Annotated in this window: 14 protein-coding genes; 10 read left to right on the top strand and 4 right to left on the bottom strand. The window is 44.5% G+C overall.

What is annotated here, in order from left to right:
- Positions 1-16 precede the first annotated feature (16 nt).
- The 5 genes from AC1XUF_RS26025 to AC1XUF_RS26005 all read left to right on the top strand — a co-directional run bounded on the left by AC1XUF_RS26025 (position 17) and on the right by AC1XUF_RS26005 (position 6,745).
- Positions 17-814, top strand: a complete 798-nt coding sequence (locus tag AC1XUF_RS26025; RefSeq protein ID WP_483344792.1) for a LytR/AlgR family response regulator transcription factor — start codon at positions 17-19, stop codon at positions 812-814.
- 467 nt (positions 815-1,281) lie between these two features.
- Positions 1,282-1,950, top strand: a complete 669-nt coding sequence (locus tag AC1XUF_RS26020; RefSeq protein ID WP_483344791.1) for a LuxR C-terminal-related transcriptional regulator — start codon at positions 1,282-1,284, stop codon at positions 1,948-1,950.
- Between the two features lie 126 nt (positions 1,951-2,076).
- Positions 2,077-4,263 carry a DUF4838 domain-containing protein gene (locus AC1XUF_RS26015; protein WP_483344790.1) on the top strand — a complete coding sequence of 729 codons (2,187 nt, stop codon included), beginning with the start codon at positions 2,077-2,079 and terminating at the stop codon, positions 4,261-4,263.
- 612 nt (positions 4,264-4,875) lie between these two features.
- Positions 4,876-5,283, top strand: coding sequence for a Dabb family protein (locus AC1XUF_RS26010; RefSeq protein WP_483344789.1), 408 nt, complete (start codon positions 4,876-4,878; stop codon positions 5,281-5,283).
- A gap of 271 nt (positions 5,284-5,554) precedes the next feature.
- Positions 5,555-6,745, top strand: coding sequence for a winged helix-turn-helix domain-containing protein (locus tag AC1XUF_RS26005; RefSeq protein WP_483344788.1), 1,191 nt, complete (start codon positions 5,555-5,557; stop codon positions 6,743-6,745).
- Between the two features lie 164 nt (positions 6,746-6,909).
- Here the strand turns inward: AC1XUF_RS26005 and AC1XUF_RS26000 are convergent, their stop codons facing one another.
- Positions 6,910-8,061 (bottom strand): alpha/beta fold hydrolase, encoded by a 1,152-nt coding sequence (locus AC1XUF_RS26000; protein WP_483344787.1) that lies wholly within the window; start codon positions 8,059-8,061, stop codon positions 6,910-6,912.
- A 331-nt stretch (positions 8,062-8,392) separates the two neighbouring features.
- Between AC1XUF_RS26000 and AC1XUF_RS25995 the strand changes: the two genes are divergently transcribed.
- From AC1XUF_RS25995 to AC1XUF_RS25975, 5 genes are all read left to right on the top strand, one after another.
- Positions 8,393-9,436 (top strand): NAD(P)-dependent alcohol dehydrogenase, encoded by a 1,044-nt coding sequence (locus AC1XUF_RS25995; protein ID WP_483344786.1) that lies wholly within the window; start codon positions 8,393-8,395, stop codon positions 9,434-9,436.
- Between the two features lie 135 nt (positions 9,437-9,571).
- Positions 9,572-10,102, top strand: a complete 531-nt coding sequence (locus AC1XUF_RS25990; protein ID WP_483344785.1) for an FAD-dependent monooxygenase — start codon at positions 9,572-9,574, stop codon at positions 10,100-10,102.
- Between the two features lie 109 nt (positions 10,103-10,211).
- The gene (locus AC1XUF_RS25985; protein WP_483344784.1) at positions 10,212-10,607 is read left to right on the top strand and encodes a hypothetical protein; all 396 of its coding nucleotides are present in this window, start codon (positions 10,212-10,214) and stop codon (positions 10,605-10,607) included.
- On the top strand, positions 10,604-10,807 hold the full coding sequence (locus tag AC1XUF_RS25980) for a helix-turn-helix transcriptional regulator (RefSeq protein ID WP_483344783.1): 204 nt from the start codon (positions 10,604-10,606) through the stop codon (positions 10,805-10,807). Before AC1XUF_RS25985 ends, AC1XUF_RS25980 begins: the two co-directional genes overlap by 4 nt.
- A gap of 106 nt (positions 10,808-10,913) precedes the next feature.
- Complete coding sequence (locus tag AC1XUF_RS25975; RefSeq protein WP_483344782.1) at positions 10,914-11,540, top strand: hypothetical protein; 627 nt, start codon at positions 10,914-10,916, stop codon at positions 11,538-11,540.
- Between the two features lie 169 nt (positions 11,541-11,709).
- On the opposite strand, the gene AC1XUF_RS25970 is transcribed toward AC1XUF_RS25975, so the two are convergent.
- The 3 genes from AC1XUF_RS25970 to AC1XUF_RS25960 all read right to left on the bottom strand — a co-directional run bounded on the left by AC1XUF_RS25970 (position 11,710) and on the right by AC1XUF_RS25960 (position 13,817).
- On the bottom strand, positions 11,710-12,279 hold the full coding sequence (locus tag AC1XUF_RS25970; protein WP_483344781.1) for a hypothetical protein: 570 nt from the start codon (positions 12,277-12,279) through the stop codon (positions 11,710-11,712).
- Positions 12,280-12,380: 101 nt separating this feature from the next.
- Positions 12,381-13,052, bottom strand: a complete 672-nt coding sequence (locus AC1XUF_RS25965) for a CAP domain-containing protein (protein ID WP_483344780.1) — start codon at positions 13,050-13,052, stop codon at positions 12,381-12,383.
- A gap of 189 nt (positions 13,053-13,241) precedes the next feature.
- Positions 13,242-13,817: a porin family protein gene (locus AC1XUF_RS25960; RefSeq protein ID WP_483344779.1), complete on the bottom strand. Its 576-nt coding sequence runs from the start codon at positions 13,815-13,817 to the stop codon at positions 13,242-13,244.
- Between the last annotated feature and the right edge of the window lie 258 nt (positions 13,818-14,075).

Below are 14,075 nucleotides of genomic sequence, written 5' to 3'. Positions count from 1 at the left end.
GCAACTCTCTACAAAGATGATTAAAGTACTTATTATTGAAAGTGATTTAAAAAAGCAATATGAATTAAGGACAATGATTGAAGTAACCAGCGGTGAATTTGAAATTTGTGGCGCAGTAGATTCCATTTTGCAGGCCAGGTTATGGTTGACAGAAAATGAGATACCCCATTTATTTATTTGCAGTGTCGAACTATCCGACGGGCTTTCTTTTGAAATCCTACAAGATTTGGCCATCATGCCGCCTACCATCTTCTACTCACTCACAAAGCAATATCTTCTACAGGCCCTTGAATATAATGGCATTGATTTCCTCTTGTGGCCAATAAGAATAGAGAGATTTAAAGTAAGCCTTAAAAAATTCCTGCATCTTGAAAGTTTCATCAAGAAAAATTTAGGATCACAACATATCCACCCGGGCAAGCCACCGATAAGCGAAGGCGCATATAAGAGTTCTCTTATCGTATTTTCCAAGGACAAAATGATACCTGTTGAAGCGCATCAGCTGGCATATATATATTATAATGACTACCAAGTGGTGGTCCACACGAAAAACGAACAGATTTTCGAATTGCGGGACACGCTCAATAATATCCACACGTCGCTCAATCCATCCATGTTTTTTCGGGCTAACAGGCAATTCATTATTAATAGAACTTCAGTAACAAGTATTCAATACTACTATGGAAGAAAACTATTAGTCGGCCTAAGTATTCCAACACCTGAGCCGATAATCGTAAGCAAAGCCAATGCCTCCGATTTTCTAAGATGGGTGGAAGGGACAGGTATGGGGAATAGCAATTCGTATAACATATAAGTCGTTTCAAAAGGCATTTTGTCTGTTTTATCGTAGGACTATTCTATTGTATAATTTTATTTTATTACTTCATATCAGATATTTTTAACAACCTGGTTAAAATCACTCTTTCTAAGCAGCAATTGGTCTTTTACCCTTAGCAATTTATGGAGGTATCTTATGCAGGAAAATGAATGGAATATTGAAGTCATTAACATACCCGACCCACTTTACATATCATATCAAAACTCCCAAAACGTATATTGTTATAGGTTATAAACTTATAAAATATATGCGGGTTCGGCTTTCACATTAACACGCAGCTATTCAAGTCTGGTTTTTCTAACTAAATATCACTCTATTAATTGTAATGAAGATGTTATTAGTTACTAATACCGACCCAGGCCCCCGTGTACCCAAGTGAAGAAAAATTCTTCCGTCAGGGCCAAGACATTAAAATCAAATATTATTACTCAACGTTATTCAAAATGCCCTCACCTCAATTTTCCAGCCCCGCCCGCATTATCCGGGTAGGGCTAATCAAACCCAATAATTTTTACAGGGAAAAACTCAAAAGTATCTTCACTTGCGATCCCCGGTTTTCCGTCGTTTTCTGCACCGATGAACTGAAGGGCGCATATGATAAGCTACTTTTGGAAACCTCCCCTGATGTGATATTATGGAGTATCGACTCTTTCTCAAATGTCAGCACAAAATATGTCAATCACTTAAAAGGGATTTTCCCGGTGAGTAAAATAGTCGTTCTGTCAAGAACAATCGACCCCCACTTTACACAAAGCGTAATGCAGTCCGGGGTAAATGGGCTGCTGCTGACTTTGAGCAATGCGGACTATATCAAAGAGTCTATCCTGGAAGTCCCTTATGGCGGTATTCCAATATCCCCAATGGCAGTTCGCCACCTTTTGTTCAAAAATATACCCTCGACAACGGGCGCATTTACAAATCTCACAAAACGGGAAATTCAGCTAGTTGAAACCCTGAAAAACGGGGTATCAAACAAGGCAGCTGCACAAATGCTTAATATAAAATTTTCAACCGTGAATGAACACCTCAAGAATATCTATAAAAAGCTCAATATCAATGCCAAAAGTGAACTCATTGCGATGACCAAAAACATCAGCATCTCGGCGGGATAAATCTCAATGCAGCGAAACAAACACAGAAAAAATCGTGCAGGCTCAATTCATGGCCAACAGGCCAGGATTCGAAGCAAAGTCCGAAGTTAGTTTTGCTGTCAGATTGATAAGAACTAGCTTGCCGACATGAAAAACTACACCATTCAGAGGTTATATATAGCATTTTTAAGGTCTGTGTTCGGATATCTGACCAGACCTCTCCTTCTGATCCTGATCATTTCTCCCTTCGGGTGCACCTCAAGTGCAAACGATTTCGTCATTTATACAAAGGGAAATATCCCTCCCCGCGTTGTGGTCACCGACCCCACACTTCTGCCCAGTGCCGACCACTTTTGCCGGCTTTTTGCGGCAATGACCGGGGTGACACTCTCCCCCAGCCTGAAAAATATCGTTGCCGATCAATCGGTTATAAAAATTTCCTTTACGCGTTCCAAGGAGGAAATACTGTACAGCGTATCTCAGTCAAAGAATGAAGTTGTCATCGAAGGCTCTACTCCCGGCGGGATTGATATCGCGATTAACCATTTTTTTTCGTCGTTCATCAATCCGGAAGTAGGTACAAACGCTGAGTCTAAGGTTACAGAAATTAAACTCGCCAGAGGTTTCCACCGGACAAAGCATTTTGCTTTTGAATACCGCGAACCGTATTTCCCCACAAATTTCGATCCCGACTTCAGATTGGCAAATCATACGCATACGCTCGAAGATACCTGGGGTTTATGGGGACACAATATTGGAAAAGCCATTCAACCCAGTGATTCAACCATGGCGTTTAGCGATGGGAAAATGAACAGCGAGCAATTTTGCTTCTCAAGTCCCCAGCTTTTTAACGCATTGGTAAAATTCGTCACCCATCAACGGTCTGAAAATCCGAAATCCAGGAAGTTCATGATCATGCCAAATGATAACGACATCGTATGCGAATGCCATCGCTGCCGATCTGCAGGAAATACAAAAAAAAATGCAAGCCCAGCCGTCTTTACATTGATAAACAAGCTGGCATCCGTATTTCCTGAATTGGAATTTTTTAGCACAGCTTATCTTACTACCCAGGCCCGCCCGCCATTTACACTTGCCTCCAATGCGGGAATAATGATAAGTACAATGTCTTTTCCGAAAGGAATTGTTCTGGAACAATCAAAAACAAAAGCCGAAATAGAAAAAATATTCACTGAATGGAAAAATGTTTGCAATAAAATATACTTATGGGATTACGCCGTAAATTTTGACAATTATTTTGATCCATATCCTACGGTTGCCATTATGCAGAAAAACCTTGCTTTTTACAAAAACCTTGGTGCAAAGGGGGTATTTATACAGGGAAGCGAAGATATGTATTCATCATTCTCCGACCTGAAGTGTTTTCTGTATGCCCAATTATTGACTGATATTGAAATAGATACAAAAGAAGCGACCGACCTCTTCTTAAAAAAAAGGTATCCGTTTTCCGCCGTGTCTTTATCAAACTACTATACCGCCATAGAACAACGCGCTCTTCAATCACCCAAATCTCTCGACATCTATGGGGGTATGAGGCAATCAATGAGGAAATACCTGAACGAGGAAGAGTTTGATATCTTCCTCGAAGGTTTGTGGGCTAATTTCAAAAATTCAGGGCCGGAAGAGTCCGAAAAAATGAAACCCTTGTTACTCTCATTAACATGCCTCAAACTGGAATTGATGCGCACAAACGGTATCAGCAAAAACGGTTTCGCAAATATGAACGACAACGTTGTCACATTGAATCCACAGGTGCAAATGCTCATACAGAGACTTGCCAATTTAAAGCGTGATACCGGGATAGAAATTTACAATGAATCGCAATTCACATTATCGAACTATATAAAAAGCTGGAAGGAAGAAATCATAGAAAGGCCTGTTCATAATTTTTTGCATGGAAAACCGGTCAAGTTAACATCCGGGCAGGCCGAAGAAGACTTTGACGTGAGAATGCTAAGCGACGGGGCGATCGGATTTTACGACTATTATAACAACTGGGCAATAATCAGAAATCAAGATTTTACATTAGAAGTAAATGCAGCAGACGTTCAAAATGCTAAAATGTTGGAAATCGGATTTCTGAATGACGAGCGCCATCGGATCACACTACCCGAGCGAGTTGTCGTGACGATTGGCGGCAGGAAATACGAGACTAAAATCGTAAAGGAAGGCGACCCGAAATTGTTTAAATATCACCTCAAGATCCCCATACAAATGATGTCCGATGATAAAGCCATCAAAATTGAAATCAAAAAGGCTGATCCTCAGGGAACAAACAGGTCCATTGCGTGCGATGAAATCGCCTTCAGATAAAAAACGCATGGCAAGTCAAATCCTCAAAAGATTTCTACTCGCAATGGCCCCAATAACCGCGCATCAATTATAACTTATTTACATCTGGCCACAAAAGTTACTACATGATGTGATCAATGATCAGAGTGGAAGAATATGTGTAGATCCGAAGAATATGCCTGCCATCTTTATCGAATTCAAAAATAATCGGCGACCGGCATCAATGATCATTTTCTGCGAAACAAGAAAAAACTTCCCAAAGTTTACGGGACTGAGAAGCGGGCTATTTTTTATATGTAAGCCGAGTAGTTAAAATTGAAAATGATTGAAATCCTCAATTGCCATTCGATATTATTTCCCTTTTATGGAAACGAATAGAAAAATTAATTGATTGCAAAGCAAATCTGAAGTTCAGGAGCAGGTCAACTGGTTTTTCAAATCTATTCATCCAGGTCAGTCACCAGAACGTCCGAATGGAATCCTCTCCGCAGGCAACCATATCCATCACAGTCAAAAACTTATAAATGATTCATTTACATTCGAACACTTATCGAACTTTTAGATAAGAAAATTTCGGCTGAGATCACCAAATATGTATCTTACAACGGTATGTACAATGTAATAAACCAAAACATGAGCAACACGCGTCGTAAATTTATCACCAGTTCAGTAACATTGGCGGCAGGAACCGCAGCTGCGATGGCTTCTTCGGCCCATGTGGGAAAAGCTAAATATCCGTTGGTCCACCACGTCTTTTTCTGGCTTAAAAACCCCAATTCTGTTGCAGACCGCGACAGGATCATTGAAGGGTTGAAAACGTTGAGAAAAATTGAAGCAATTAAAGAACTCCGCATCGGCGTCGTTGCCGACACAGAGAAGCGCGATGTGGTTGATCACAGCTGGGCGGTATCAGAATTGATGTTTTTTGAAAACCTTGCCGACCAGGCGAGCTACCAGACGCATCCGATCCATCAGCAATTCATCAAGGATTGCAGTATGCTATGGGACAAAGTGATTGTTTATGATGCGATCGATGTTTAGTTCATCCGGCGTATCCAGTTGGTCAGTGATGCCAGACGGGTATCACTAACCAACTGCAAGGCCCTCTGCATTGGCACTGGTAATCTGTTTTGATTGAATAGATCTATGACATCCGAGCCGGACAAAAGAGACCCGGCCCGGCTGATGCGCGATCGAATGAGTCCCTAGGATCTGAGTAAGCTATTTGCGTATATATAAAACCGTTCAAAAAAAAGCCTGTCCAATCCTGCGCTTCCTTTCGAATTTAAGGCCGATCGTCTATCTTGGTACAATGGAATCTGTTGTCCTCACCAAAACGCAAGCACGGAAGATCATCCTCGCCGCCGCCGGTCTCGCCCGAAAGGCACAGTTCGGAATGGGAATTGAAGCTGTTTATCAGGTGATTGACCATTTGGGTTTCGTACAGCTGGACACCAATTATGTTGTGGAGCGTGCCCATCACCACGTAATGGCCGCACGCATACCCGACTATCAAACTGAATGGCTGTCCGAACTTTGCGAAGATGGTCGCGTTTTCGAGTACTTCACTTCGGATGCAGGCTATCTTCCCATGCGCGACTTCCGCTTTTCACTGCCTGTTAAAAAAGCTTTTAGAATGCAGCGCGCGCCGCTCACTGCACCCGAAATCAATTTAATGAAGCAGATCATGGACCGTGCGGAACGGGAGGAGGCACTCATGGTTGGTGATTTTGAGAACGATCGGGTGGAAGCCAGTTCCGGCTGGTGGGATTGGAGACCTGCCAAGGTGGCGCTCGAAAGGCTTTATCTCGACGGGCAGCTGATGATCAGCCGCACAAAGGCCTTTCAGAAGGTTTATGGGCTGCCAGTCAACTTAGTGCCCCAGGAAACGGACCTCACCATGCCCACAGCCGAAGAATACGCGCGTTTCGTCATCCACAGGACCCTGGGCGCGCTGGGTATTGCTTATGCCAAGGAAATGGCCTGGCGCGCAAGGTTTGTGAAAGATAACCTGGTCAAAAAGGAACTTGAAAAAATGGCCCGGGCCGGCGAAGTAAAGCCGGTCGTCATCGAAGGCCTGAAAGGCCCGCTCTACATGCTGCCCGATCAGGAAGTTGACATTAAAATCTCCAATGAGGTCTTCATCCTTTCCCCCTTCGATATCCTCAATGTTTTCCGTCACCGCTTAAAAGACTTCTTCCATTTTGATTACCAGATCGAATGTTTCGTCCCGGCTCCAAAACGTCAGTACGGCTATTTTTCATTGCCAATACTGGCGGGAGAAACATTTATCGCAAGGATGGACGCCAAAGCAGATCGTAAACAAAAGGTGCTGATCGTTCATAACCTTCATTTTGAAGCTGTTGCACTGGAACAAGGTATTATTGAAAAGTTTATTCAAGCCTTGAAAGCATTTATCCGGTTCAACCAGTGCCGGGACATTGTGTTTAACAAATCCAATAACGAGGATTACCTGGAAGCCATTGTCCAAAGTTTTTCCTGAGGCGTTCGCATCGCGAAGTACGCTTTGATTGTTCAGGATGCTTCAAGGGAGGGGGAATTTTTCTGTCAAGAGTACTTTCCTGCGCCAGCCAACTGCCCCTGGTAAAATGAAGGGGTGGAATCTAAGTTTCACCCTCCATACTTTCAGCCTGACGCGAATTGATTTTATCGTTTGAAAATCTTTTCAAGTACTCTTTTCCCGTTTTCATTTGCGGGGTTTAGTTCGACCGATTTCTTATACATTTCTACTGCCTCGGCTTTCTGACCATTTTTCAACAGGACTTCGCCGTAACTGTCGTATACATTCCAACTGCCGGGAAATAGATCCACGTTTAACTTAAATACCTTCAGCGCTTTTTGCAGATCACCTTCCCGCAATAAGGCATACCCCCAGGAGTTGAAGTTAGTTTCCGAATGCCGGTAAGCTGCCTCATCCTTACTTCTCATATTAGAAGCGGCTATCGAATAGGCAATGCCTCGTTTCAGCACCTCATAGCCCGTCTTCTGATCAATCGTCTGAACATAAGCGTCCACAATCGCATTAACAACCAACGGAGGATTATCCTCAAAAATAAAATGACCGCATCCGTAAGCCATTATTCCTTTTCGATTAGGTGAGACATTCGCAAACACCTGATGGCACAGTTTCCAGTCGGCTCTGTCTTTTTCGTCGCTGAACGGGGGATTTTCGGAAACAAAATCAGTTACAGGGCTATTTGCGGGAAAAGGCGATTTTCTGACCAATTCAATGTTAGAGCTAAAATCGGTCCCCTGATAGTATGAACCAGGATTAGACTTCCTGACTTTCTCTATTCCCCTATCAATGGATTGCTGGGTGACTTTCAGTCTGTTTTCCTCATAAAAGCAGCTTGTAGTGGCATCAATCAACACAGCTCCCTTTACCTCATTCGGATGTCTGAACGCGTAAAGGGTTGCATACAATCCGCCCTGCGAATGAGCTACCAATATCATGTTGCCAATATACCCCAGCTTTTGCAAGGCCGTTTCTAATCCAAGTATACCATTGAGGATCCCATGCCTGGTCGTATCGATACTACTTTTTCCGAAACCGGCCCGGTCATATGCGATGAGCGTAGTTCCGGTAATGTCTGCAACTGGTTTTAAAATATTTATCCAAACCTTTGCATCGTCACCGCCACCTGCTTCAAAAAGGATCGGCGTGCCGTTTCCTTTCATGATCGTAAAATGAAGTTTGTAAGTACCAACAGGAACAAGTGTATCAATCAGTTGCGATTGGGCTTTGATCGAATTTAAGGCTGACAGGGCCAGGGCCAGATTTAAAAACAGTGCTTTCATTTTTTGTGCGCTAGATGTTCCAGTGAAAAGTTCTTAATTGTCTAAAATGACTGTACCAGTATTTTAATTATTTGATTTACAAATAATTATGTTAAGATCAACATACATCAATGTCCGTTTTTGATATATTGTTTGTTCGCTTTCAGGCAATGCTTTGATCTGGTTTTATGCCGAAAGGAAAGCCCATCGGTTGGATGAAGCCAGGTAGATACTTATCGCTCATTCAACGACCGTGCCCGGTTTGGTTGAATTGTTAATTCAATTGTTTGATTCTTGCAATCCAAAAATCAAACTACTGTCTACCTTTATTCAAACTTAACAAACCCATAAAATGATAGAAACAAGAGGATACGCTGCCCAAAGCCCCGCCGCAGAGTTAGCTCCATGGACTTTTGAGCGCCGGGAAGTGGGACCGCACGACGTTCAGTTTGATATTTTATTTTGCGGCGTATGCCACTCCGATTTGCATCAGGTCCGGAATGAATGGTTTCCGGGGATATTCCCGATGGTCCCGGGCCATGAAATCGTAGGCCGGGTGATCAAAGTCGGAGATCATGTCAAGAAATTTAAAGTGGGAGACCTGGCCGGAACTGGCTGCATGGTCGATTCCTGCCAGGAATGCGAGAATTGTAAAAGAGATCTTGAACAGTATTGTCTGGAAGGCAACACCCAAACTTACAATGGTTTTGAACGTGACGGTAAAACACCGACATACGGCGGCTACTCTAATACGATCGTGGTACGGGAAGAGTTTGTACTGCATGTATCAGAAAAATTAAACCTGGCCGCCGTAGCTCCCCTGCTATGCGCAGGTATCACGACATATTCGCCGCTCAGGCATTGGAAAGTCGGAAAAGGACATAAACTGGCTGTACTGGGTCTTGGTGGATTGGGCCATATGGGCGTGAAGTTCGGCGTTGCGTTCGGTGCAGAGGTGACTGTCTTGAGCACTTCTCCTAAAAAAGAGGAAGATGCCAAAAAGCTGGGTGCGCACCATTTTGTGGTCACCACCGACGAAGCACAAGTGAAAGCCGCCATGGGTACATTCGACTTTATACTGGATACCGTCTCCGCTGAACATGACTTCAACATGTACCTGTCCCTGCTGAGAACAGACGGGGCGCTGATCTGCGTCGGCGTACCGCCGAAGCCCGCAGAAATTGCTGCCTTCAGTCTGCTTGGAGGCCGGAAAAGCATTGCAGGATCTGGCATCGGAGGTATAGCCGAAACCCAGGAAATGCTTGATTTCTGCGCGGAGCACAATATCGTTTCCGACATTGAGCTGATTGACATCAAGGACATTCAAACTGCCTACGGCAGGATGGAAAAAGGTGATGTCCGTTACCGATTTGTGATTGATATGGCCACTTTGTAATGGTCATTTAAAACCTTTCAGAGTCCTGCCCCAACGGGCAGGACTCTGATATATAATGGTAATCATTACCGCACACCAAAGGACACACCGGGAATCTGACCCTCCTGAGGAATTAAGGGATAGTGTGAGCCGCTTTTGGCACAACGTAAGCAGGAGCTTGAAAACGCTATGGGTCCGCTGCTAAGAAACCTTGGGCGCAACAATCAGATGCGGACTTGTGATCCTGGCTTTTATCAAACCGATCATAGCGTTACTGTCCGCTCAGTAGGCCGGTCATTTCATAGCAAATGGCTCGTTGGCTGCGATGGGGCCCATAGCATGGTCCGCAAATTAGGCGGTTTTAAATTCGCTGGTACTGAACCCACATTTACCGTCTATCCGACTCGGGTAGATATGGCAGATCCTGAAAAGCTCAAACCAGGCCGCACCCCGACTCCAGCCGGCATGTATCTCCAATCACAACCTGACTTCATAATGATACGGGATCTTGGCGCCGGGGCCTTTCACAGTTCTGGAAAGCCGGTTACGCGTGAATACGTTCAGGAACCGTTGCGCCGGGTGTCGGACACCAATGTTACGGCTACGCAGACTGACCGGGCAAGGCAGGCCACTGCCTATGGTAATAAACAAACAGCAGCACTCCGATTCCGCCACGACATCCGATAAATAAAAAGATCTTTCAAAAAAATAGCCACTATTATAGACTTTATGTCAACAATACTTGACATAAAGAAATGTTTACATATCTTTGCGTAAAACAAAATCATTAAAAAAGATGGAACAGTATAGAAAAACCGTGAACCAACAAGCTGTGATCTTCGCCCTTATTTACGGGGCCGCCTATCTGCCTGCGACATGGCTGCTCAAACACCACCTTTTCAGCCCGTCTGTATCAATCGTTGTTGCCCTCGTGCCTATCATCGCATTTTCCATTTTCATTTTGAAGCTCATCAAAGCCTTTTCTGTGATGGACGAAGTGAAACAACGGGTTCAATTGGAAGCTGTTGTAATCGGATTCTCATTGACGGCCATGCTGATGATGCTGTTGTTTTTGCTAAGCCTTTGTAATATTTCGAACCCCGGCTGGTTTGGCTATGGGCATCTGGTGGTCTATTGCTGGCTATTTTATTTTATAGGCTGGTTCATTTCGGGAAAAAAGTACGGCGCATGAAAAACACGATAAAGGTTGAACGAGCCAAGAAAAACTGGACACAGGCCGATCTCGCAAAACACATCGGAGTATCACGACAGGGTTTAAATGCGATCGAAACAGGAAAATTTATCCCATCCACGGTGCTCGCCTTGCGGATGGCCAAGGCTTTTGATACGACTGTAGAAGTTTTATTTCAACTGGATGACACAGAAGCATGAGAGGGGGAAGCGCTATGTGAGTCTGCGGATTTCACAATATGATAATACAGGATGACCTGCAAGCGCTTTTACCTTTTGTAACTTTCGGTGTATTTAAAATATGGCAATGAAAAATTTCTTCCTGCTTGCGCTCATTTTGAGTCAGATCCTTAGTTGTAAATCCGAGCATACTTCACCCCAACCATCGCAGGATATGGATGCCCTGTACCAGCAGTTTCATGGCAAATACCGAATCATCAGTTCGGTAACCAGTGAAGCGCTCGATGTAAATCTGGACGGCGAGTCGTCCACCAACCTGTTGTCCGAAATAACAGAGCTGCAGACCGGGACATTAACGAGTCCATACGCCATAATTAACATTGGTAAACCTTCCAACGTAAATCCTGAGCCTTCATTTACCTTTACCCAAGCCTGGCCAGAGCAGTTTTTGCGGATGGGTAAGGGGAAAGTATGGGATGGAATCGAAATAATTCCCTTTGATTCCGCTTATACATTCGCTTATGATATGAAAGTTGTTTCCCGGTGGTTTACGTTTTCAGAAGATCTTAAACAATTGACTGTGTTATCAGACGATTCTGAGGAGCCTTTCTTCAGACAGTCTCTCCCTAAATCAGTCTCGGTACAGCCTGACGGGACCTTAGTAGTGGTTGCAACACGACGGATCTACACAAGTGCTGGCGTTAAGGAGGTAACCATCACAACGACCTACGAGCGCTTTACAATGACTACTTAAAAACACATAGCCATTTGACCCCATCTACGCGCACGTCGATTCATCAGACTTTTCCAGAAAGCGCAAAGACGTATCCTGAAAAGTTCATGAATGCGTTGAACCGGTAGTGCAACAAAAAGAGAGCCTATCCACATACGGACAGGCTCTCTTTTTTTTTGCCGGTCAGCGATCAATGAAGACCGTCGTTGCGTTTAGCTGCCCCGTTTTGATAACCGCCCGTTTTGCCGGTGTGATTTCTCATGTTTTTTGGAGCGGAGCCGCTACCTTTTTTCATGACGGTGTCCGGCTCGGTCAGGTTTTTTTTGCGTTCGGCAATCGCTTCTTTTGAATTCAGAAGCGATTTGGAGTCCTCACTTTCGGAATATTTCCCCACGTCGTTTGCATTCTCGTGTGTAGCGCCGCCCGGCCGCGCACTTGATTTAGTGTCATCGCCTTGCCCACTCGTAACTGAGCTGGACCCGCCGGAAGGTTGGGGACTGTTCTGGCTTTGGTTGTTCTGGTTGGCGGAGGCGGCACCGTGGCTTTGCTTGTCCTGATCACCGGACGCCGTACCGGAAGTTTGCTTCTGGTCGGCAGATTGGGCTGCCTGGCTTCCTTTATTCTGGCCGGCGGGCTGCGCACCCTGACCCTGCTTATTGTGACTGGCAGGCTGCCCGACCGAGCCTGTAGTACTTTGTGAAAAGGAAACCGTTGCCGCGCACAACATGGCAGCAAAGGCAAAAATGATGGACTTTTTCATGATATAAGGTTTTTTTAGTTTGATGAATACTTTCTCTGTTACAGGGCACAGACATTATAAAAGGTATGCCAGGACAGCCCTCCTATTTGGAAATGCAGTTATTAATGCTCCCCACCAAAACTCTGAACCACGCTCGCGTAAGGTATCTTTCGTTCCTGGTAGGGATTGGAAGACAGCGCAGCGGCACAACCAAGGTAAGTGTACGCGCCGTTCAGGATGTTGTTCCGGTGAGACAATGATGACATCCACTGATTGACTACGTGAAGTGCATACGCCCCGTAAGTGAATGGTTGACAGCTGCTATGGTCGTCCGGGTCCAGGAATTCATACTGGCCCGTCCTGCTGTTCCTGTGAACCAATAAGATGTCCTTACTCACTAATGTCTGGTACCGCCCGATATTTTCCGCAACTCTCCGAAACCTTTTAGTACATAAATCAACCCTCTTTTCAGCTGTTTTTTCGAAGGGGCTGTAAGGATTGTTATGCCCGTAAAAGTTCCTGATGATCATTGAATTGGCGTGGCCGAAAGAGGCCCTGTACAAACAGGCGTCGTATTGAAAAACGGGCAGTCCGTTTTCTCTGCGGACCCTGTTCGTTGCCTGGAAGATGGCAGCGTTTAACAGCAATGTGTCCGGCTCAGAAAGGGATATCAATTTTTGAGTGATTGGCAAAGAAAAGAATTGCTCGTCATCCATGTGATAATAAAGCTGCCCGTTGCTGCTCAGTACAGCCCCAAATTCCATACAAAGCAGGAGGATCAGGATGCGGCCCATGACTTCATGATCAACAGAAAGTACTAGATTTTCTTTTTTAAGGTAAAAATAAAAATATTCTGTCTGGCCGCTAGTAACCTGGACAATAAAATGGGGCTGAACCGCTTACGTTCCTTTAAAAAAAGGACCACTGTGAACCGGGTAGTAAGTCCCCGGCCCACAGTGGTCCACATCATCTTCAGATACCAACTACTTCACCAGCGGTATCGCCCAGAAAATACTCGCCTGGATTACACTGTTCTTGAAGTCCGGATTGATCGGCTGACCCGAAAAATCCCCTACTTTTGAAAGCCCAGCTACGTAGCGAGCCCCAACTCCAAGTCCGATAGGCGATTGATATCCAATGCCTACAGCTGCTGCCAGGTCAAGATTCTTAGCAAAATGATTGAAGGTCTGATCAGGAATGTTTGTAGAAGTCCTGAATCCCGCCTGAGGCCCGAATTCAAAATAGAATCCGCCTCCGCTTTTGAATTTAAACATAACAGGAATGGTAACGTAACTGATTTTGAAATCAGATTTAGTATTCCCGTTCTGCACCTTCGCCCCTTGTGTAGAAAAAAGCACCTCAGGCTGCAAAGAAAATACTTTACCAAAACCGTAGTTCAGGATACCACCCAAATGATAACCCACCAATGCATCCGATTCGATGTCCCCGCCGGTATAATTGCTGATGTTCAGGCCAGCTTTCGGGCCTATGCTGAAGGATTGGGCAAAAGCGGATTGAACTGAGAAGAACAATGCGATTGCGAATAATAATTTTTTCATGATTATAAAATTTAAAAACACCCGGCAAATTTGCCTGGCCAGTTACTACACTGAAAAATGTTGTGCCAAACCACTCGGTTACATTTAAACATCTCCTTTTGATACGTCCCAAACGGAACACATCCTGTTCAGAAATGGTCATTTGAACCTAACTGGTGCCCCACGATCATTACCAGCGCATAGGTAATCGAAGGAACCCAAAACCGCATGAATGAAATTGGTGGGAGTGATATTAAATGCAGTATTTTCTAAAACAAA

Source organism: Dyadobacter sp. HNCC25DJ185 (assembly GCF_056895195.1).
This window is presented reverse-complemented; position numbering and strand designations above follow the sequence as displayed.

What these genes read in the sequence shown, in the direction of transcription:
- AC1XUF_RS26025 (WP_483344792.1), top strand. Translation starts at nt 17, where the DNA reads ATGATTAAAGTACTTATTATTGAAAGTGATTTAAAAAAGCAATATGAA.
- AC1XUF_RS26020 (WP_483344791.1), top strand. Translation starts at nt 1,282, where the DNA reads ATGCCCTCACCTCAATTTTCCAGCCCCGCCCGCATTATCCGGGTAGGG.
- AC1XUF_RS26015 (WP_483344790.1), top strand. Translation starts at nt 2,077, where the DNA reads ATGAAAAACTACACCATTCAGAGGTTATATATAGCATTTTTAAGGTCT.
- AC1XUF_RS26010 (WP_483344789.1), top strand. Translation starts at nt 4,876, where the DNA reads ATGAGCAACACGCGTCGTAAATTTATCACCAGTTCAGTAACATTGGCG.
- AC1XUF_RS26005 (WP_483344788.1), top strand. Translation starts at nt 5,555, where the DNA reads ATGGAATCTGTTGTCCTCACCAAAACGCAAGCACGGAAGATCATCCTC.
- AC1XUF_RS26000 (WP_483344787.1), bottom strand. Translation starts at nt 8,061, where the DNA reads ATGAAAGCACTGTTTTTAAATCTGGCCCTGGCCCTGTCAGCCTTAAAT.
- AC1XUF_RS25995 (WP_483344786.1), top strand. Translation starts at nt 8,393, where the DNA reads ATGATAGAAACAAGAGGATACGCTGCCCAAAGCCCCGCCGCAGAGTTA.
- AC1XUF_RS25985 (WP_483344784.1), top strand. Translation starts at nt 10,212, where the DNA reads ATGGAACAGTATAGAAAAACCGTGAACCAACAAGCTGTGATCTTCGCC.
- AC1XUF_RS25980 (WP_483344783.1), top strand. Translation starts at nt 10,604, where the DNA reads ATGAAAAACACGATAAAGGTTGAACGAGCCAAGAAAAACTGGACACAG.
- AC1XUF_RS25975 (WP_483344782.1), top strand. Translation starts at nt 10,914, where the DNA reads ATGAAAAATTTCTTCCTGCTTGCGCTCATTTTGAGTCAGATCCTTAGT.
- AC1XUF_RS25970 (WP_483344781.1), bottom strand. Translation starts at nt 12,279, where the DNA reads ATGAAAAAGTCCATCATTTTTGCCTTTGCTGCCATGTTGTGCGCGGCA.
- AC1XUF_RS25965 (WP_483344780.1), bottom strand. Translation starts at nt 13,052, where the DNA reads ATGGGCCGCATCCTGATCCTCCTGCTTTGTATGGAATTTGGGGCTGTA.
- AC1XUF_RS25960 (WP_483344779.1), bottom strand. Translation starts at nt 13,817, where the DNA reads ATGAAAAAATTATTATTCGCAATCGCATTGTTCTTCTCAGTTCAATCC.